Origin of the sequence: Streptomyces sp. NBC_00012, from assembly GCF_045040875.1 — a bacterium.
In the GTDB taxonomy this organism is placed as follows: Bacteria; Actinomycetota; Actinomycetes; order Streptomycetales; family Streptomycetaceae; genus Streptomyces.
Genome location: NZ_CP108309.1, coordinates 638,514 through 657,976 on the forward strand (window position 1 = coordinate 638,514; position 19,463 = coordinate 657,976).

Below are 19,463 nucleotides of genomic sequence, written 5' to 3' on the forward strand. Positions count from 1 at the left end.
ATGGTGGATGCTGGTGGGTCCGACACCGCTGACCGGGAGATGCTGAGATGCGCAATGACGAACTCGCCGCGGCCCAGGCGTATGTCCGACTCCTGGAAGCCACTCGCGCCGCACTCGCGGATCCCGATGACGGCCCGTTGTACGTGCCGTTGCTCGCCTCGCCGATCACCGAGGCCGACAGCGCGCTTCAGCGAGCCGGGCTCCGCGGCAACGAGTCCCGGTTCTTCGACCTCGTGAGCTCGCTGCGGCCGAGCATGTCCGGCGGCGGCCGCTGAGGCGCATCTTCCGGGCGCCACGCGCGGTGCTCCTGCGCCGGAGACGTCGGGGCAGGCCGGAACACCACATGGTGAATTGATTCAAAATCCCAAGAGAACCCGCCCGGCTCCTTGACTGGAAGCTCGGGGAATATCTAGCGTACGAGTCAGGTGAAACGATTCATACGCCCGGACGGTCTCCGATCGCTGGATGACTCTGCTTACGAGGTGTTCATGTCTGATGTGTCGGCCGCCAAGGCAGCTCTGAGGTCCCAGGTCATCGAGACGCCTTCCTGGGGCTACGGGAACTCGGGGACGCGTTTCAAGGTGTTCACGCAACCGGGTGTGCCGCGCGACCCGTTCGAGAAGATGGAGGACGCGGCCCAGGTACACGCGTTCACGGGTGTGGCGCCGAAGGTGTCGTTGCACATTCCGTGGGACAAGGTAGAGGACTACACCGCGCTCACCCGGCACGCCGAGGGGCTCGGTCTGCGGATCGGGGCGATCAACTCCAACGTCTTCCAGGACGACGACTACAAGCTCGGTTCGGTCACCCACCCCGACCCGAAGGTGCGTCGAAAGGCCACCGACCATCTGTTGGAGTGCGTCGGCATCATGGACGAGACCGGGTCCCCCGATCTCAAGCTCTGGTTCTCCGACGGTACGAACTACCCCGGGCAGGACGACATCACGGCCCGCCAGGACCGGCTCGCCGAGGCCCTGGCCGAGGTGTACGAGCGGCTGGGCGAAGGTCAGCGGATGCTGCTGGAGTACAAGCTCTTCGAGCCCGCGTTCTACGCGACCGATGTTCCCGACTGGGGTACGGCGTACGCGCACTGTCTGAAGCTCGGCCCGAAGGCCCAGGTGGTCGTGGACACCGGTCACCACGCGCCGGGCACCAACATCGAGTTCATCGTGGCCTCCCTGCTGCGCGCGGGAAAGCTCGGCGCGTTCGACTTCAACTCCCGGTTCTACGCGGACGATGATCTGATGGCCGGGGCCGCCGACCCGTTCCAGTTGTTCCGGATCATGCACGAGGTGGTCAGGAACGGCGGCCTGAAGCCCGAGACGAATGTCAACTTCATGCTCGACCAGTGCCACAACATCGAGGCGAAGATCCCCGCCGTGATCCGGTCGGTCGCCAATGTGCAGGAGGCGACCGCCAAGGCGCTGCTGGTCGACATGTCGGCACTGAGTGCTGCGCAGCGTTCCGGCGACGTACTGGCCGCGAACGCCGCCCTGATGGACGCGTACAACACCGATGTACGTCCGTTGCTGGCCGAGGTGCGCGAGGAAGTCGGGCTGGCGAGGGATCCGTTCGCCGCCTATCTGGCCTCGGGCAATCAGGAGCGGATCGCCGCCGCCCGGGTCGGTGGCGACCAGGCCGGCTGGGGCGCCTGATCGCGTCCGCCCACTCCCCCGTACGACCATCGCCTCGTTCAGACGGACCCACGACCACGAAGGAAACTCATGGCCTCCGCGACACATGCCGAAGTCGCCGCGCTCCTGGAGCGCGCCCACCGAATCGGTTCCGACGCCCGGAACACCAACTACGCCGGTGGCAACGCATCGGTCAAAGCCGCCGGCACCGACCCGGTCACCGGTGGCAATGCCGAACTGCTGTGGGTCAAGGGCTCCGGCGGTGATCTCGGCACGCTCACCGAGGCCGGGCTCGCCGTGCTGCGTCTCGACCGGGTGCGGGCTCTCAAGAACGTCTACCCGGGGGTGGAACGCGAGGACGAGATGGTGTCGGCGTTCGACTACTGCCTGCACGGAAAGGGCGGTGCGGCACCGTCCATCGACACGGCGATGCATGCCCTGGTCGAGGCGGCTCACGTCGATCATCTGCATCCGGACTCGGGGATCGCGCTGGCGTGCGCCGCCGACGGCGAGAAGCTGACCGCGGAGTGCTTCGGCGACAAGGTGGCCTGGGTGGGCTGGCGAAGGCCGGGGTTCCAGCTCGGTCTGGACATCGCGGCGGTCAAGGAGGCCAACCCGCGGGCCGTCGGGGTGATCCTCGGCGGGCACGGCATCACTGCCTGGGGCGAGACGTCCGAGGAGTGTGAGCGCAATGCCCTCTGGCTGATCCGCACCGCCGAGACCTTCCTTCAGGAACGGGGCGCGGCCGAACCCTTCGGCCCCGAATGGGCGGGCCGGGAGCCGCTTCCCGAGGCGCGGCGCCGCGAGCGTGCGGCCGCCCTCGCCCCGCTGATCCGTGGTCTGGCCTCCACCGACCGTCCGCAGGTGGGCCACTTCACCGACACCGAGCCGGTGCTGGACTTCCTCGCCCGTACCGAACACCCACGGCTCGCCGCCCTGGGGACCTCCTGCCCGGACCACTTCCTCCGCACGAAGGTCAGGCCGCTGGTCCTCGACCTGCCCTCGGATGCCCCACTGGACGAGGCGGCGGCGCGGCTGAAGGAACTGCACGGCGCGTACCGGGAGGCGTACCGCGCGTACTACGAGCGTCATGCCTCGCCCGACTCCCCCGCGATGCGCGGTGCGGACCCGGCGATCGTGCTGGTGCCCGGGGTCGGCATGTTCTCGTTCGGCAAGGACAAGCAGACCGCCAGGGTCGCCGGGGAGTTCTACCTCAACGCCGTCAATGTGATGCGCGGAGCCGAGGCCGTCTCCTCGTACGCACCGATCGAGGAGTCCGAGAAGTTCCGGATCGAGTACTGGGAGCTGGAGGAGGCCAAGCTTCGCCGGATGCCGAAGGCCAAGCCGCTGGCCACCCGGGTCGCGCTGGTCACGGGCGCGGGGTCCGGCATCGGCAAGGCCATCGCGCACCGGCTGGCCGCGGAGGGGGCATGTGTCGTCGTCGCGGACATCGACGCGGCGAGTGCCGCTTCGGTGGCGCAGGATCTCGGCGGGTCGGACAAAGCCGTCGCAGTGACGGTCGATGTCACCAGTGAGGAGCAGATCGCCGACGCGTTCCGGGCCGCCGCGCTGGCGTTCGGCGGTGTGGATCTCGTGGTGAACAACGCCGGGATCTCCATCTCCAAGTCCCTGCTGGAGACGACGGCCCGGGACTGGGATCTTCAGCACGACATCATGGCGCGCGGTTCGTTCCTGGTGTCGCGCGAGGCCGCCCGGCTGATGCGGACGCAGGATCTCGGCGGTGACATCCTCTACATCACGTCGAAGAACGCGGTGTTCGCGGGCCCGAACAACATCGCCTACTCGGCCACCAAGGCCGATCAGGCGCACCAGGTGCGGCTGCTGGCCGCCGAGCTGGGCGAGTACGGCATCCGGGTCAACGGCATCAACCCCGATGGTGTGGTGCGGGGTTCGGGGATCTTCGCGGGCGGCTGGGGCGCCCAGCGTGCGGCGACGTACGGTGTCGAGGAGGAGAAGCTCGGCGAGTTCTACGCCCAGCGGACCCTCCTCAAACGCGAGGTGCTCCCGGAGCATGTGGCCAACGCCGTTTTCGCACTGACCGGCGGGGACCTCACGCACACGACCGGGCTGCATGTTCCCGTCGACGCCGGCGTGGCCGCGGCCTTCCTCCGATGACCCGATGAGGTGTCGATGTCTGTGACGTCACGCGGCGACGCGGCCTTCACGGCCGTGGACCTCGGTGCCACCAGCGGCCGGGTGATCACCGGCCTGGCCGGGCCCGGAAGGCTCACTCTGACCGAGGTGCACCGGTTCGCCAATACGCCGGTCCGGTTGCCGGACGGGCTGCGGTGGAACGTACTCGCGCTGTTCCAGGGAATGCTGGACGGTTTGCGAAGGGCGGCGCGCAGCGGTCCGATCGCATCGATCGGGATCGATACGTGGGCGGTGGACTACGGCCTTCTCGATGCGGACGGGGCCCTGCTGGGGCTGCCGTTCCACTACCGCGACAGCCGGAACGACACGGCGGCCGAACAGGTGCTGGCGGTGTGCGGGGCTCGGGAGCTCTATACCGTCAGCGGGTTGCAGCATCTGCCGTTCAACACCGTGTTCCAACTGGCCGCTCACCGTACGAGTGCCCAGTGGGGCGCGGCACGGACGATGCTGCTGATGCCCGATCTGCTGACGCACTGGCTGACGGGCGCAGTGGGAGCGGAGATCACCAATGCGTCGACGACCGGTCTGTTCGACGCGTCGGCCGGTGCCTGGTCCGATGCGCTGATCGGCAGACTGGGTCTGGAGCGTTCCTGGTTCCCGTCATTGCGTGAGCCTGGTGATCCGGCGGGGACACTCCTGCCGCACATTGTCGAGTACACGGGACTGCCGGCCGGCACACCGGTGACGGCCGTCGCCTCGCACGACACGGCGTCGGCGGTCGCGGCGGTGCCCGCGACCGGGCCCGGGTTCGCCTATGTGTCCTGCGGTACATGGTCGCTCGCAGGGCTCGAACTGCCCACTCCGGTGCTCTCGGAGGAGTCGCGCGCGGCGAACTTCACCAATGAGCGCGGGGTGGACGGCACCGTCCGCTATCTCCGTAACATCATGGGGATGTGGCTGCTGGAGGAGTGCCGGCGGACCTGGGACCGGCGGGGCGAGGATCCGGGGCTGGCCGCACTGCTCGCGGACGCGTCCCGTACCCGGCCGTTCGCCGCGGTGATCGATCCCGACGACGAGGCGTTCCTCGCGCCGGGTGACATGCCGTCGCGGATCGACGCCCATCTCGTACGGACCGGACAGGTGCCGCCCGGCAGTCCCGGTGGCTATGTCCGGTGTGTCCTGGAGAGCCTGGCGCTGGCTCATCGCAGGACGCTTCGGGAAGCAGCCGACCTGGCGGGGCGGGAGTTGAGCCGGATCCATGTTGTCGGCGGGGGTTCGCGCAATGAGCTCCTGTGCCAGTGGACCGCGGATGCCACGGGGCTTCCCGTCACGGCCGGCCCGGCAGAGGCGACCGCGCTCGGCAACATCCTGGTGCAGGCGCGTGCCCGAGGTCTGGTGGGTGACCTCACGGACATGCGACAACTGGTGGCACGAACACAAGAATTGCGCCGCTACACCCCGCGGGGGGATCGGCGGGCCTGGGACCGGGCTGCCGCACGGCTGGAGCAGACCTGAGTCCGTCCGGTCTCGACGGAACCGATGGAAGGAAGCCCATGACTGACGTCTCACCCGTCGCGCTCGACGGTGTGCTCACCCGTACCGCGCGCCGGCGTACCCGGGTCGGTCTCGTGTCCGGCGGACTCGGTGCGTACTGGCCGCAGTTCCCCGGTCTGCTGGACCGGCTGCGGGAGTCGGCCCGCTTCGTGACCGGGCGGTTCGAGGAGATGGGCTGCGAGGTCGTCGACGCCGGCTTCATCTCCGACCCGCAGGAGGCGGCGAAGGCCGCGGAACGGCTGCGTTCGGCCGACTGCGACATCGTCGTGACGTTCCTGACGACGTATCTGACCGCCTCGATGGTCCTGCCGATCGCCCAGCGCGCACATGCTCCCGTGCTGGTCATCGACCTCCAGCCGACCGAGGCGATGGACCACCCGGACACCGATACGGGCAAGTGGCTGGCGTACTGCGGGCAATGTCCGCTCCCGGAGGTCGCCAATGTGTTCCGGCGCGGCGGCATCCCCTTCCGCTCCGTCTCGGGCCATCTGCGCGACGAGAACGCGTGGAACCGGATCCGCCGCTGGATCCGTGCCGCTCAGGTCCGCGGCGTGCTGCGCCACGGCCGGCACGGTCTGATGGGCCATCTCTACCCCGGCATGCTCGACGTCTCCACAGACATGACGCTGCTCTCCACCCAGCTGGGCGGGCATGTCGAGGTTCTCGAATTCGACGACCTGCGAGTCCGGGTCGCCGCCGTGACGGACGAGGCAGCCGCCGAGCGCGTCGCGCTCGCGCGTACGGTCTTCACTCTCGACGACTCCGTCGACGAGGACGATCTCGCTTGGGCAGCCCGGGTTTCGGTCGGACTGGACCGCCTCGTCGACGACTTCGCACTCGACAGTCTCGCCTACTACCACCGCGGCCTGGACGGCGAGATCCACGAGCGGCTCGGCGCCGGCATGATCCTCGGCGCGTCACTGCTGACCGCGCGTGGCATCCCGATGGCCGGTGAGTACGAACTGCGCACCAGCCTCGCCATGCTGATCGCCGACACCATCGGTGCCGGTGGCTCCTTCACCGAACTCCAGGCCCTCAATTTCCGGGACCGGGTCGTGGAGATGGGCCACGACGGTCCCGCCCACCTCGCCATCAGCGCCAAGGATCCGCTGCTGCGCGGGCTGGGTGTCTACCACGGCAAGCGTGGCTGGGGCGTGAGCGTGGAATTCGACGTGCGACACGGACCGGTCACCACGTTCGGCGTCGGACAGGAAGCCGACGGGACCTTCACCTTCATCGCCTCCGAGGGCGAGGTCGTACCCGGGCCGCTGCTGGAGATCGGCAACACCACCTCACGGGTGGACTTCGGCTTCGACCCCGGCGAGTGGACCGATGCCTGGTCCGCGACCGGCATCGGTCACCACTGGACGCTGTGCACCGGTCATCGCGCCCAGGACCTCAGGGCCGCGGCCGATCTGCTCGGCCTCCCGTTCCGCACGGTCGATGGGCCGAGCAACCTCTGATTCCCGTACGTGGTCTCCCACCCCGCCCGGTGCGTCTCAGTCCGCCGTCCCGGAAGTCCCGGAAGCGGCTGCCAGGCCGAGTTCGCGGTCGCCCAGCGGGGTGAAGAAGAGTGCGACGTCGGCGTCGGTCACCTCGGCGAGGTCCGCCGGACTCCAGTGCGGATCGCGGTCCTTGTCGACGATCTGGGCCCGCACACCTTCCACGAAGTCCGGCCTGGTGAAAGCGGTGCACGAGGTCCGGAACTCCTGGTCGAGCACTGCCTCCAGGCTGCCGAGCCGGCGTGCCCTGCGCAGAGCGGAGAGCGTCACCTTGAGCGAGGTGGGCGACTTGGTCAGGATGGTTTCCGCAGCCTGCTTGGCGGCGGGGACACCACTGTTGTGGAGCCGGTCGACGATCTCCTCCACCGAGGCCGCCCGGTAGCAGGAGTCGATCCACTCGCGCTGCGCGGCCAGTTCGCCCTCCGGCGCGGGTGCGGCGTACTGCCGCACCGTCCTCTCGATCTCGGCGGCCGTGCCGCAGGCGGCGAGGTCCGCGGTGAGTTCGGCGAGGCGCTGAGACGGTACGAAGTGGTCGGCGAGCCCGCACAGCAGCGCGTCGCCCGCGCCGACCGCTTCCGCGGTGAGCGCCAGGTGGGTGCCGAGTCCGCCCGGCGCCGCACCGAGCAGGCGCGTGCCGCCGACGTCGGGGACGAATCCGATGCCGGTCTCGGGCATGGCGATGCGCGAGCGTTCGGTCACGATACGGACGTCGCCGTGGGCCGAGACGCCGACGCCTCCGCCCATCACGATGCCGTCCATGATCGCGACATAGGGCTTGGGGAATCGGGCGATACGGGCGTTGAGCCGGTACTCGTCCCGCCAGAAGTCGAGCGATGCGCTGCCACCGGCCCGGGCGTCCTCGTAGATGGACCGGATGTCGCCGCCCGCGCAGAGGCCGCGCTCGCCCGCACCGGTGATCAGGACCGCAGTGACGGACTCGTCGTGCTCGGCGTCGGCGAGTGCTCCGGCGACGCGCGCGACCATGGCGTGATTCAGCGCGTTGAGGGCACGTGGGCGGTTGAGCGTGATGTGCCGGACGCGTCCTTCGGTGTGCAGCAGAACTGGATCTTCGTGGGTCATGAATACGCTCCGGTCAGCCCCTGTACCGTATCGACCGCCGATCGCGGACGATCTTCCGCTGCCATTCTGCGGGGCGGGGCCGGTGCCGGGACAGCAGGGGTCCCCGGGTCCGCCCGGCCCGCCCGGTCCTCGCCTCCGGCCTGATTTCGCCGGGTTTCCGCTGTGGCAACCTGCCGGAAGCGGTTCGACAATTGAGTCACCCGGTTCGGGCCGCGCCGCCCGGAAGCCCCGCCCGGCGACCTCCGGAGCAGGAATGACCGATCAAGACCAGCAACCGAGCACTTCCGTCCCGCCTCGCTCGCTGATCGAGAAGACGCACAACGGCGAGATCGCGACGGCTCAGCGCCTTGCCATGAATCGGACGGGCAGCTTCGAGTGGGACGTGGAGGCAGGCACGCTCGACATGGACGATGCCGGGCTGCTGGTGTTCGGTCTGGATCCGCAGACCTTCGACTCGCGGCCCGAGACCGTGCTGGAACGCCTCGAACAGTCGGAGCGGACCCGTCTCGACGTGGCGATCGACGAGGCGATCAAGAGCGGTCGCAGTTCCTACAGCGTTCATTTCCGGGTGCCGCTGGACGACGGCAGGGACCAGTGGACCCACATCCAGGCACGAATACTGCGCAGCGACGACGGCCGGGCGCACCGGATCGTCGGCGTGGTGCAGGACGCCACGGCGGAGGTCACCCATTCGGCCTTCGTGCTCGATCTGGAAAAGCGGCGGCAGCGACAGACCAGCATCGTTGAACGAACAACGAGCGCACTGTCACGCGCGGTGACCGTCGACGATGTGACCGCCGCGCTCACCGGGCCGGGCGGGCTCGCCCGGCTCGGGGCGGACGGGCTCTCGCTCGGTCTGGTCGAGAACACCACGCTGAGTGTCATCGCTCTGAGCGGAGACTCGGTGGAGGCGATCGACGACATCGGGGACGCCGGCCTGGACCGGCGCTTTCCCCTGGCGGACACCGTGCTCAGCAGCCGTCCCCGGTTCCTGACCTCGGTCCCGGCTCTCACCCATCGCTACCCCGTGCTGGCACCCTGTGCCGACCGGCTGAAATTCCGGGCCGCCGCCTATCTGCCCCTCGTCGCCCAGGCACGCTCCCTCGGCACTCTGGCGCTCTTCTACCGCGAGAACACGACCTTCAACGCGGACGAGCGCAATCTGTGCCTGGGGCTGGCGGCGATCGTGGCGCAGTCCCTCCAGCGCGCCAAGCTCTTCGACGAGGAACGCGAATTCGCCACCGGGCTCCAGGCCGCGATGCTGCCACGGCGGATCCAGGAGATCGAGGGCGGCGAGATCGCCGTGCGCTACCACGCCGCCTGGAGCGGACGCCAGGTCGGCGGTGACTGGTACGACGTGATCGCACTGCCCAAGAACCGGTTCGGGATCGTGGTCGGTGACGTACAGGGGCATGACACGCACGCCGCGGCCATCATGGGCCAGTTGCGCATCGCCCTGCGAGCGTACGCCGCCGAGGGGCACCCTCCGTCGACGGTGCTGGCCCGGGCGTCGCGCTTCCTCGCCGAGTTGGACACGGACCGCTTCGCGACCTGTACGTATGCCCAGGTCGATCTCGCATCGGGGACTGTACGCGTGGTTCGGGCCGGGCATTTCGGCCCGCTGATCCGGCACATGGACGGCCGGGTCGGCAGCCCGCAGGTGCGCGGCGGTCTGCCGCTGGGCATCTCGACCGAGTTCGAGGACGAGGAGTTCCCGGAGACCCGCCTCGACCTGGTGCCGGGCGAAACGCTGGTCCTGTACACCGATGGGCTGGTGGAAGAGCCCGGCGCCGACCTCGACACGGGTTTCCAGGCGCTGATCGATGAGGTGAGCGCGGGGCCGGCGAGTGCCCAGGCGCTGGCCGACCATCTGTCGGACCGGCTCTGGGAACGTTGGGGTTCGGGGGACGATGTCGCTCTGCTGGTCCTTCGGCGCAGCCCGGATCCCGGGTCTCCGCGGGCTCCGCGGCTGCACCAGTACATCCACCAGGCGGACCCGGAGGGGCTGTCCGACGCCCGGAACATCGTGCGTCAGGCCCTGACCGACTGGGACATGGCCGAACTCGCCGACGACGCGGAGCTGGTGACGGGCGAGCTCCTGGTGAACGTCCTGCTGCACACCGAAGGCGGCGCGGTCCTCGCCCTGGAGGTGCTGCCGGAACCCGTGCGGCGGGTCCGCCTCTCCGTGCAGGACCGCTCCAGCGCCTGGCCGAGGCGGCGCAGTCCGGGCGAAACCGCGACATCGGGCCGGGGGCTGCTGCTCCTGGACGCCGTCGCCACTCGCTGGGGCATCGAGCCTCGCGGCGAGGGCAAGGCGGTCTGGTGCGAGATCGGGCCCTCGACGCCGCCCGTCCCCACTCCCCCGCCGGCCGTGCAGCAGGTCTGAGGACGTTCCGAAGGACGTACCGCCCCGCGCGCGCCGGGCATGCGGCGGCCAACGCCTCGACCGGTGGTCCCGGCACAGCCCGCTCCAGGGCCACCGGCCCATTCGTCAGTGCTGTGCGGTACGACGCTTGCGCACGGACCACATGATGCCGCCCGCCAGCAGAACGGCCACGGCCGCTCCGGCGATGACCGGGGTGGCGGACGAGGAGCCCGTCCCGGCCAGGTCCGGCGAGCTGGGGCTCGGCGAGGCCGCGGCAGGCGCGGACGTCGAAGACTCCTCACTGGGCGTTGCGCTCGCGGTCGGCGCCTCGGTGGAGGAGCCTGGGACGGCGTGCCCTCGGACGGCGTGGGCGCCGGCGTGGTGGCGTCCTCGCACACGGGCGCCGTCTTGGCGCCCGGATGGCGGTGGGGCGCAGAGTACTGCCCCTGCTGACACCCCACGCACCCGCCCCACGAGGCACTGCGGCGCCAACTGCTCACACACGACCATGGGTTCGGACATGACGGACGCACTGTGGAGCGAGAGGTGAGCGGGAATGCCGTTGTCAGAGGCGGCGGTGCATGATGTGCAGCCCGACGAAGCCCTGTTCCGGATGGTTGAACCCTTCCGGGAGCGTTCCGAGGATCTCGAAGCCGAGCGAACGGTAGAGCCCGACTGCGTGGACGTTCGTCTCCACCACCGCGTTGAACTGCATCGCCCTGAATCCCGCAGTGCGGGCCCAGTCCAGGGTGTACTCGCACAGGGCCCGGCCGACGCCCTGCCCCGAGTGCTTGGGATCGACCATGTAACTGGCACTGGCGATGTGCGAGCCATTGCCCATGTGGTTGGCATTCATCTTGGCCGTGCCGAGGATCGTCCCGTCGTCGTCGACCGCGACGACCGTACGGTTGGGGGACTCCAGGAGCCACCAGGAACGGGCGTCTGCTTCGCCGAGATCGAGTGGGTAGGTGAAGGTCTCGCCCGCTGCGACGATTTCGTGGAAGAACGGCCAGATGGCGGGCCAGTCCTCGGTGGTGGCTTCCTTGATCAGCATGGCAGACAGAATGCCGTTGTCGTTCTTCCTGTGCGAGCTCTTTTCCTCCGTCCAGCAGCTTCCCATCGGTCGCGGTCGTCGGAATCCTCGTTGTCATCCGCCGAACGGCGCGCGCCCCGGCGGGGGCGGCCGACGGTTCGCGGCCCTGACCGTGCGCCTGCGCAGAGCGAAACGGGCGAGCAGGCCGACCGCGGGCTCTGCTGCTTCTGTCGCGGTTTGGACGCGAAGTGCCGCCTGCCCCGCGCTCGGTGGGGCGGCGGGAGGCGACGCGGGGACCGCAGCGGGCACCGGACCGGATCCCGCGTCGGCACGGGAATCCGGCGCGGGCGTACGCCCGGTGCCCGGCGCGGGGAAGACGCGCCGATCGTCGCCCGGACGCGGCGCCGGCCGAAGCTCCCGCGCGTTGTCCAGCTCCATGATCAGGCTCACCCGTCGCCACAGCATCTCGTCCGGTTCATCGGCCTGCATGAGGTGCGACATGGTCTCCCGCGCCCATGTCGGCCCGGTCGGCCCGAAGGCCGGTTGGGGCCGGATCCTGGCGAGGTACGCGCGTTCGTACGGATCGTCGACGACCTCAGCCAGCTGCATCGGGTCCAGTGTGTCCGCGAGCACGGCCGCTCGGGCCCACGGATCCTCCACGAGGCTCAGAAGCCGTTCGACCCGGCGCGAGCGCCAGTTGGCTGCCCGGCAGTCGGCACCTCCTTCCAGGCGGTCACGCAGCCAAGCCGGACTCCTGCCGGTCAGAAGCTGCGATTCCCGGGCGGCGAACCCCGTGAGCTCGTGGTCGAGATAGAGCCAGACGATCGCCCGGTACCGGTTGAGGTAGAAGGTGATCGGCGTCAGGCATCCCGCACGGGCGAGTCTGGTGAAGCGGTCCGGGCTGATCCCGAGCTGCTGAGCCCCCTTTGCCGTCCCGACCGCGCGCACCCTCTCCCGAAGCGCCTCCGGGAACCCGTCCTGCGACCGGAGCCGTTCGATCTCGTCGCAGCCGACCCTCGGACGCCCGTCGTCCTGCGGCACTGTCAGGCGGATCAGCCCCAGATGCACGGCGATCGCGAACTCACCGCGCTTCAACCGGAGTTCCTGGGCGGCCGCGCCCAACGCCCTCGTACCTGCGGCAGGCACGCTCGCGGCAGGCACACCGGCGGTCTTCGTGCACGCGTCTTCGCCAACAGTCATGACACTCTCCCCCATGAGGCTCGGTCACTCTCTGTGAGCACCGTAACCCGGAAGGGAAACCGTCCGCCCGGCCTGTGGATAACTCCCACGGCCCGATCGGAACTGTCGTGGCCCACGGTCGGAACTCCCGCGATCCGACCAGGACTCCGGCAGCCAGATCAGAACCCTGCGGCCGCATCAGAGGCGGTCGGTTCCTTCACCCGGCGACTGTCGCGCGGCAACGCCGAGATGCTCACCGACCCTGTTGACCAGCAGCGTCATCTCGTAGGCGACCTGACCGACGTCGGCCTCGGCCTCGCTCAGCACACACAGACAGCTGCCGTCCCCGGCCGCCGTCACAAAGAGCAGCGCCTCGTCGAACTCCACCATGGTCTGCCGGGCCTTCCCTGCCCGGAAGTGGCGTCCCGACCCTCGGGCCAGGCTGTGCAGCCCGGACGAGACCGCGGCGAGATGCTCGGCGTCCTCGCGGGCCAGCCCCGTACTCGCCCCCGTCACCAGTCCGTCGTTCGACAGCACCAGTGCGTGCCGTATGTACTCGACCCTGCTCGTGAGGTCGTCAAGGAGCCAGTCGAGTCCCCTGTCCAGCGCCATTCCCCGCTCCTCCCCGCTCGTACGTTCCCCGTGCCCCGTTGCCGTAAGCCTTGCGCACTGGTCACGCAGGGGCAAGCACTCCTTCACCATGTGGCTTGGTCCTGCCCCGGATCACGCGGTGGAGGAGCGCCCGGGAGGGTCAGCTCACCGAGTCGAGGAGCCGGGCGGTGTGCATCCGGCCGGCGTACTCGACCATGCGGATCAGCACTTCCTTGCCGGAGTCCCGGTCGCGCGCGTCGCACAGGACGACGGGGGTACCGAGGTCGAGGTCGAGAGCTCGGGATACGTCGCGTTCGCCGTACGTGCGGGCGCCTGCAAAGCAGTTGACCGCGACGACGAAGGGAATGCGGCGGTGTTCGAAGTAGTCGACGGCCGGGAAGCAGTCCTCCAGCCGACGGGTGTCGGCGAGGACGACGGCACCGAGCGCGCCCTGGGACAGCTCGTCCCACAGAAACCAGAAGCGGTCCTGTCCCGGGGTGCCGAACAGATAGAGCGAGAGGCCGGACCGGATGGTGATCCGCCCGAAGTCCATGGCGACGGTTGTGGTGGTCTTCTGATCGACCCCGTCCGTGTCGTCGACCGATTGCCCCGCCTCACTGAGAAATTCCTCCGTCCGCAGTGGCCGGATCTCGCTGACGGCACCGACCAGCGTTGTCTTTCCGACGCCGAAGCCTCCGGCGACCAATATCTTCAGCGCGAGGGCATCGGTCTCCACGGCCTCTCCGGCCTTCTCCCCGTATGTGTTGTCAGCTTGCTCGGAAGGCATCGATCACTTCTCTCACCAGTGCGTCCTGGATGTCGAATGCGCAGGCCGGAGCTTCCGCCGGGCGCTCGGACGTCACGTGCGTCAGCAATCGCACACCCACTTCCCGCCTGCGCAGGCCGACAGCATGGCAAAGAAGAGCCCACGCCACGGGGCGAGTTCGATTTCTTGGTGATGTGACAAGTTCAGATCATTCCCGGCATGGATCGGTCCAAAATCAGATCGGTGGTCCGCAATCCAGCACGCCATTCCCGGCAATGTCCGCCGGTCTCCTGGACTATGTCCGGCGCTTCCGGTCGTCTGCACAGAAGCCCGCCCCTCCCCCGGCGGACCGGACCGGTCCGGAGGTCCGGCCCCCTGCTGCCCGAGCGGCCCACGGGCGCCGGACGCCCGCCGCCTACACTGAAGGCTTCGGGTGCGAGGAATCGGGCCACGCGGACAGGGAGAGCAAGAGTGTCGAAAGCTGCCGACGGCGGTTTCGAGGATCCGCCCGCGGAGGTACTGGCTGAGGCCGCAGCGGCCTTCGGCCTGCTGGCGACGCCTGCGCGGCTGCACATCGTATGGGCGCTGTCCCAGGGCGAGAGCGATGTGACCGGGCTCGCGGACCGGGTGGGCGGCACTCTTCCTTCGGTGAGCCAGCACCTGACGAAGCTCAAACTGGCAGGTCTCGTACGGTCCCGGCGCGAGGGCCGCCGACAGGTGTACCTGGTCGACGATCCCGATGTGGTGACCGTGGTCCGGCTGATGGTCGGGCAGCTCGCGGAGCGGGCCGGACACACGCCCGCACAGCCCTCACGCCTCCGTGGGCTCGGTGCCTGAGAGCAGTGCCGCCGCAGGTCCCGGCAGCACCGACGACCCCGATGCCCCGTCCGCCGTCGTCGTGCCGATAGCCGGTGCGAAAGCCGGGCGGGGCGCCGCCCCCGATGTCCTGGCGAGCTCTTCCGCGGCTGCCGCACCGACCTCCTTGCAGGTACTGCGCTCGCTGGACAGCGGACCGAGGGGGCTGCTGGAGGAGCAGGCCGGCGAACGGCTGGCGCTGTTCGGCGAGAACACGCTGCCGGCCTGGCGTCCGGTCTCCTGGCCCCGCCGTTTCCTGCGCAGCCTGCGCGATCCGTTCACCTCGGTCCTCCTGTGTCTGGGCCTGGTCTCGGCGGCGGTGGCCTCATGGGGAACGGCATGCGTGACGCTGGTGCTCGTGGTCGTCAGCTGTCTGCTGCGTTCCGCCGAGGAGCACCGGGCCGACCGGTCCACGGCCGCGCTGCGGGAGCTGGTGGCGACCACCGCGACCGTACTGCGCCGCGCAGGGCCGGATGCCGCGCCGAGCGCCCGTGAGCTGCCGGTCGGGGAGCTGGTGCCGGGTGATGTGATCCGGCTCGGTCCCGGTGATCTCGTACCCGCCGATGTGCGGCTGCTGCGTGCGAGTGGTCTGACCGTTCACCAGTCGGCGCTCACCGGCGAGTCGGTGCCGGTCACGAAGCACCCCGTGGACACACCGGCACGGCTGCGCGCCGCCGGCCCCGGGTGCGGTGCCGGGGAAGGGCCGTTCGCCCGGCCGGAGCTGTGCTTCCAGGGCAGCAGCGTGGCCTCCGGCAGCGGTACGGCAGTGGTGACGGCGACGGGCGCGGAGACCAGGTTCGCCGCCGCGTACGACAGTTCGGCGCGCCGTCGCGGGACCAGCGCCTTCGATCGTTCGGTGCACGGGATCTCCTGGACGCTGATCCGCTTCATGCTGCTCACCCCGCCCCTGGTCCTCATGGCCAACGCGGCGCTGCGCGGCCGGGGCCTGGAGACACTGCCGTTCGCCGTCGCGGTGGCCGTCGGGCTGACTCCGGAGATGCTGCCGGTGATCGTCACGACGGCACTGGCCAGGGGTGCTTCGCTGCTCGCCAGGAACCATGGGGTGATCGTCAAGCGGCTGCCCGCGCTGCACGACCTCGGCGCGATCGATGTGCTGTGCGTGGACAAGACCGGAACCCTCACCCAGGACCGGCCGGTCGTCGAGAGTTCGCTGAGCGCCTCGGGCCGGTCCGATCCCGAGGCGCTCCACTGGGCCGCGGTCAACGCGCTGTGGACGCTCCAGCTGGCCGACCTGCCCGTCCCCGACGCACTCGACGAGGCGGTGCTGGACGCGGCCGAGGAGCGGGAGGAGCCGCTGTCCGCGTACGACGGCGTCGCCGCGCTTCCGTTCGATCCGGTGCGCCGCCTCGCCACCGCGGTCGTCCGTCGCCCCGGCAGGCTCGGCGTGCACACTCTCGTGGCCAAGGGAGCGGTCGAGGCGGTGCTCGAACGGTGCGCGCTGGACGAGGCCGAACGGATCCGGCTGTGTGAACTCGCCGCCCGCGAGGCCGCGGGCGGTCTGCGGCTGCTCGCCGTGGCCCGCACCGAGCGCCCGGCCCGGCCTCGTGCGTACACCGCGGCCGACGAGAGGGGACTGACGTTCCTCGGCTTCGTCACTCTGCGGGACGCACTCACGCCGAGCGCGTCGGACGCCCTGGACGCGCTCGGGAACCGGGGCATCGCCGTCAAGGTCCTCACCGGTGACGATCCCGGCACCGTGGCCCGCACCTGCCGGGATCTCGGGCTCGATCCTGGCGAGGTCATGTCCGCGGAGCGGATCGACGCGCTGTCGGACGGGAAGCTCGCGGAGGCCGCCGACCGGGTCACGGTCTTCGCGCGCTGCACGCCGGAACACAAGGCACGGATCGTCTCCGCGCTGCGGACCGCCGGGCGGACCGCCGGATTCCTCGGTGACGGGGTCAACGATCTGCCCGCGATGCACGCGGCGGACGTCGGCATCTGTCCGCGCAACGCGGTCGACGTGGCGCGGGAGACCGCGGACGTCGTTCTCGCCGAAAAGGACCTCGCGGCCATCGATCATGCGATCACCGCGGGCCGGCACTCCAGCGGGAACATCTCCGCGTATCTGCGGATCACGCTCTCGTCGAACCTCGGCAATGTCATCGCGATGCTTGCCGCGGGGCTGATGCTGCCGTTCCTGCCGATGCTTCCGGCTCAGGTCCTGGTGCAGAACCTGTGTTTCGACGTGGCGCAGCTCGCCTTCGCCTTCGACCGGCCCGCGTCCGAGGTGCTGCGGTGGCCCACGGTGCTGCGCCCGCGTGACTTCCTCCACTTCATCACGCGCTTCGGTCTGCTGAACGCCACCGCCGACCTGGCGACGTTCGCCGTGCTGGCCGTCGCCCTGCACAGCTCCGCGACATCGGGAGGGCAGGAGGCCTTCCACTCCGGATGGTTCACCGAGAATCTGCTGACCCAGGCCCTGGTGATGCTGCTGCTGCGAACGGGCGGACGGGTTGTCGGCGGTCACGGCGGCAGTCCGCTGCGGGTGGCCGCGTGCTCTCTGTCCGTGGTCGGACTGCTGCTGCCGCTCACCCCGCTCGGCGGACTGCTGGGCATGAGCGCGCTACCGCCTCTCTATTACCTGTTGCTGGCGACGGTGCTGGCCCTGTACGCATATGGCTTGCGGGCGGCCCGGACCCGCTACGAGCAGAATTGGAGCCGGCCGTGATCTCGTCACGCATCGACCGCCCGGAGTCAGGCATCGAGGGCGGTGCCGGTGCCGGTCTCGATGGTGTGCCAGTGGTCCGTGCCCGTCGGGCCACGCTCGACGACGTGCCCGCTCTGGTCCGGCTGCGCGGGCTGATGCTGGACGGCATGGGGGGGGGAGACGGGCGGCCCGGACGCGCCGTGGCGGGCAGCCTCCGCCCAGTGGTTCACGGAGCGGCTGCGCCGCCCCGGCGTGTTCGCCGCGTACCTGGTCGACGATCCCGTGCTCGGCGTCGTCGCCAGTGCGGTCGGGACGTGCGACGCGCACGCCCCCGGCCCGGCGAACCTGAGCGGTCTGCAGGGGCCCGTCTCCAATGTCAGCACCGACCCCCGACGGCGCCGTCTGGGTCATGCCCGGATCTGCCTCGATGCCCTGCTCACCTGGTTCCGCGAGGAGGCCGGGGTCACGGTGGTCCATCTGAACGCCACCGCGGACGGGGCCGCGCTGTACGAGTCGTACGGCTTCGCGGCTCCCCGTCACCCGGCGTTGCAGCTGCGCACGGCCGGGACGACGCGCTGAGCTCCGCTGTCCCGGCTCTGATGGCCGGTCAGCCGTACGAGAGGTCCGCGCACGGGTCGTCGTCGGCCGACCGCGCCTCGTCGGCGACGGTGGACGGAACGGTGGAGGGGGTCGGCGCCCCGGGTGAGGCCGAGGGGTTCTGAGCGTAGGAACTGCCCAGGATCACCTGGATTCCGGCAGTGCCCGACGCCGTCGTCCGTGCCCCGGCGAAGAGCCGCGCGGTGGTCTCCGCCTCGTCCCGCAGTCCGGTCCCGTACTCGATCACGGTCGAGGTGTGGTCCTGGCTGCTCGCGGTGGCCGTGGTGGTGACGGTGAAGTCCCGGGAGCGCAGGAGTTCGGCCGCCTGGGCGGCGAGTCCCCTGACCGTGGTTCCGTTGTAGACGGCGACGCTGATTCCCCTGCCGGAGACCGGAGCGTCCGCCGCGGGGGATGCCGGGCGGCCGTCCTTCCCGTCGCCCTTGTCCGAGGGCTTGTCCGATCCCTTGCCGCTGGCGTCCTTGCCGTCGACCGTACGGTCTGCCTTCAGCGCGGCCCAGAGCGCGTCGGCGTCCGGTTCGACGATCGCGACGCGGGCTCCCTCGTAACGCCAGGGCACGGTCACGAACTTGGTGTTGTGCAGATCGACCTTCTTCATCGACAGGGCGAACGACAGCAGCCGGTCGGCCGATCCGAGTCCGGGGTCGACGGTCATCGCGTCGGTGGCCGCGTTGGCCAGGGGAAGCAGCGTGGTGGGATTCAGCCCCTGGGACTTGACCTTCTTGATGAGGGAGGCGACGAAGGCCTGCTGCCGCTTGATACGCCCTATGTCCGAGCCGTCTCCGATGCCGTGCCGCAGCCGGACATAGTCGAGTGCCTGCTGGCCGGAGACGGTCTGCGGACCCTTCGTGAAGATCTTGGCCCCTCGCGTGGTCCGCTTCGGGCTGAGGTCACGCTGGTAGATGTCCTGGGGCAGACAGACGCGGACGCCGCCGACGGCCGAGGTCAGTGCGGAGAATCCGGCGAAGTCGATGACGACGGTGTGGTCGACGCGCAGGCCGGTGAGATGTTCGACGGTGTTCTGGGTGCAGGCCGGGTTCCCTTCGGCCGTCTCCCCCACCGAGAACGCCCCGTTGAACATCACTCCGCGCTGCGGGGCGGTCCACCGGCCGTCAGGCCCCTTGCAGGCCGGGATGTCGACCAGCGCGTCACGCGGAATGGACACGGCGACGGCGTGCTCGTGGTCGCCGTACACATGGAGGAGGAACGCGGTGTCGGAGCGCCCCACGGCGCCGGTGCCGCCACCGAGTCTGCTGTTGTCGCCCGAGCGCGAGTCCGATCCGATGACCAGGACGTTCTGCCCCTGCGACGAACCGGGCGGCCGGTCGTCGGAGATGCCGTCCGCACTGAAGGTGTCGATGCTGCCGCCGAGTTTGAGGTAGCCCCACCCGACGCCGGCGACCAGCAGTACGAGGAACGACAGCCCGACCATGGCTGTCCGGCGCAGGCGCGCGGCCCTGCCCCGGCCCGCTCCCGCTTTACGACTTCCCGTCATCGCCCACCCCG

16 protein-coding genes and 1 pseudogene are annotated in these 19,463 nt (G+C 69.8%); 9 read left to right on the plus strand and 8 right to left on the minus strand.

The window, feature by feature from the left end; genetic code table 11:
* Positions 1-47: 47 nt before the first annotated feature.
* The 5 genes from OHA19_RS03255 (at position 48) to OHA19_RS03275 (ending at position 6,766) form a co-directional block, all read left to right on the plus strand.
* Positions 48-275, plus strand: a complete 228-nt coding sequence (locus tag OHA19_RS03255; RefSeq protein ID WP_405720170.1) for a hypothetical protein — start codon at positions 48-50, stop codon at positions 273-275.
* Positions 276-488: 213 nt separating this feature from the next.
* Positions 489-1,655, plus strand: a complete 1,167-nt coding sequence (gene rhaI, locus OHA19_RS03260) for an L-rhamnose isomerase (protein ID WP_405720168.1) — start codon at positions 489-491, stop codon at positions 1,653-1,655.
* 69 nt (positions 1,656-1,724) lie between these two features.
* Complete coding sequence (locus tag OHA19_RS03265) at positions 1,725-3,770, plus strand: bifunctional aldolase/short-chain dehydrogenase (protein WP_405749334.1); 2,046 nt, start codon at positions 1,725-1,727, stop codon at positions 3,768-3,770.
* A gap of 15 nt (positions 3,771-3,785) precedes the next feature.
* Positions 3,786-5,264, plus strand: coding sequence for a rhamnulokinase family protein (locus tag OHA19_RS03270; RefSeq protein WP_405720164.1), 1,479 nt, complete (start codon positions 3,786-3,788; stop codon positions 5,262-5,264).
* A 38-nt stretch (positions 5,265-5,302) separates the two neighbouring features.
* The gene (locus tag OHA19_RS03275) at positions 5,303-6,766 is read left to right on the plus strand and encodes an arabinose isomerase (RefSeq protein WP_405749336.1); all 1,464 of its coding nucleotides are present in this window, start codon (positions 5,303-5,305) and stop codon (positions 6,764-6,766) included.
* Between the two features lie 36 nt (positions 6,767-6,802).
* Here the strand turns inward: OHA19_RS03275 and OHA19_RS03280 are convergent, their stop codons facing one another.
* The gene (locus tag OHA19_RS03280) at positions 6,803-7,885 is read right to left on the minus strand and encodes an enoyl-CoA hydratase/isomerase family protein (RefSeq protein WP_405720160.1); all 1,083 of its coding nucleotides are present in this window, start codon (positions 7,883-7,885) and stop codon (positions 6,803-6,805) included.
* 253 nt (positions 7,886-8,138) lie between these two features.
* Between OHA19_RS03280 and OHA19_RS03285 the strand changes: the two genes are divergently transcribed.
* Complete coding sequence (locus OHA19_RS03285) at positions 8,139-10,271, plus strand: SpoIIE family protein phosphatase (protein WP_405749338.1); 2,133 nt, start codon at positions 8,139-8,141, stop codon at positions 10,269-10,271.
* A 105-nt stretch (positions 10,272-10,376) separates the two neighbouring features.
* On the opposite strand, the pseudogene OHA19_RS03290 reads toward OHA19_RS03285, so the two are convergent.
* The 5 genes and pseudogenes from OHA19_RS03290 to OHA19_RS03310 all read right to left on the minus strand — a co-directional run.
* Positions 10,377-10,660 (minus strand): annotated as a pseudogene (locus OHA19_RS03290) (LAETG motif-containing sortase-dependent surface protein); the annotation flags it as partial.
* A gap of 155 nt (positions 10,661-10,815) precedes the next feature.
* Complete coding sequence (locus tag OHA19_RS03295; RefSeq protein WP_405749340.1) at positions 10,816-11,304, minus strand: GNAT family N-acetyltransferase; 489 nt, start codon at positions 11,302-11,304, stop codon at positions 10,816-10,818.
* 93 nt (positions 11,305-11,397) lie between these two features.
* The gene (locus OHA19_RS03300) at positions 11,398-12,483 is read right to left on the minus strand and encodes a DUF6397 family protein (protein ID WP_405749342.1); all 1,086 of its coding nucleotides are present in this window, start codon (positions 12,481-12,483) and stop codon (positions 11,398-11,400) included.
* Positions 12,484-12,660: 177 nt separating this feature from the next.
* On the minus strand, positions 12,661-13,074 hold the full coding sequence (locus OHA19_RS03305; protein WP_405720152.1) for a roadblock/LC7 domain-containing protein: 414 nt from the start codon (positions 13,072-13,074) through the stop codon (positions 12,661-12,663).
* A 139-nt stretch (positions 13,075-13,213) separates the two neighbouring features.
* Entirely contained in the window at positions 13,214-13,840 is a 627-nt protein-coding gene (locus tag OHA19_RS03310) for a GTP-binding protein (protein ID WP_405720150.1), read from the minus strand.
* A gap of 450 nt (positions 13,841-14,290) precedes the next feature.
* On the opposite strand from OHA19_RS03310, the gene OHA19_RS03315 reads away from it, so the two are divergent.
* Together OHA19_RS03315 and mgtA are read left to right on the plus strand one after the other, a co-directional pair.
* Positions 14,291-14,656, plus strand: a complete 366-nt coding sequence (locus OHA19_RS03315) for an ArsR/SmtB family transcription factor (protein ID WP_405720148.1) — start codon at positions 14,291-14,293, stop codon at positions 14,654-14,656.
* Positions 14,649-17,363, plus strand: coding sequence for a magnesium-translocating P-type ATPase (mgtA, locus tag OHA19_RS03320; RefSeq protein WP_405749344.1), 2,715 nt, complete (start codon positions 14,649-14,651; stop codon positions 17,361-17,363). Before OHA19_RS03315 ends, mgtA begins: the two co-directional genes overlap by 8 nt.
* A gap of 26 nt (positions 17,364-17,389) precedes the next feature.
* On the opposite strand, the gene OHA19_RS03325 is transcribed toward mgtA, so the two are convergent.
* On the minus strand, positions 17,390-17,572 hold the full coding sequence (locus tag OHA19_RS03325; RefSeq protein WP_405749346.1) for a hypothetical protein: 183 nt from the start codon (positions 17,570-17,572) through the stop codon (positions 17,390-17,392).
* Between the two features lie 22 nt (positions 17,573-17,594).
* Between OHA19_RS03325 and OHA19_RS03330 the strand changes: the two genes are divergently transcribed.
* Entirely contained in the window at positions 17,595-17,921 is a 327-nt protein-coding gene (locus OHA19_RS03330) for a GNAT family N-acetyltransferase (RefSeq protein WP_405749348.1), read from the plus strand.
* 28 nt (positions 17,922-17,949) lie between these two features.
* Here the strand turns inward: OHA19_RS03330 and OHA19_RS03335 are convergent, their stop codons facing one another.
* Entirely contained in the window at positions 17,950-19,389 is a 1,440-nt protein-coding gene (locus OHA19_RS03335) for an LCP family protein (protein WP_405722078.1), read from the minus strand.
* Positions 19,390-19,463: the final 74 nt, after the last annotated feature.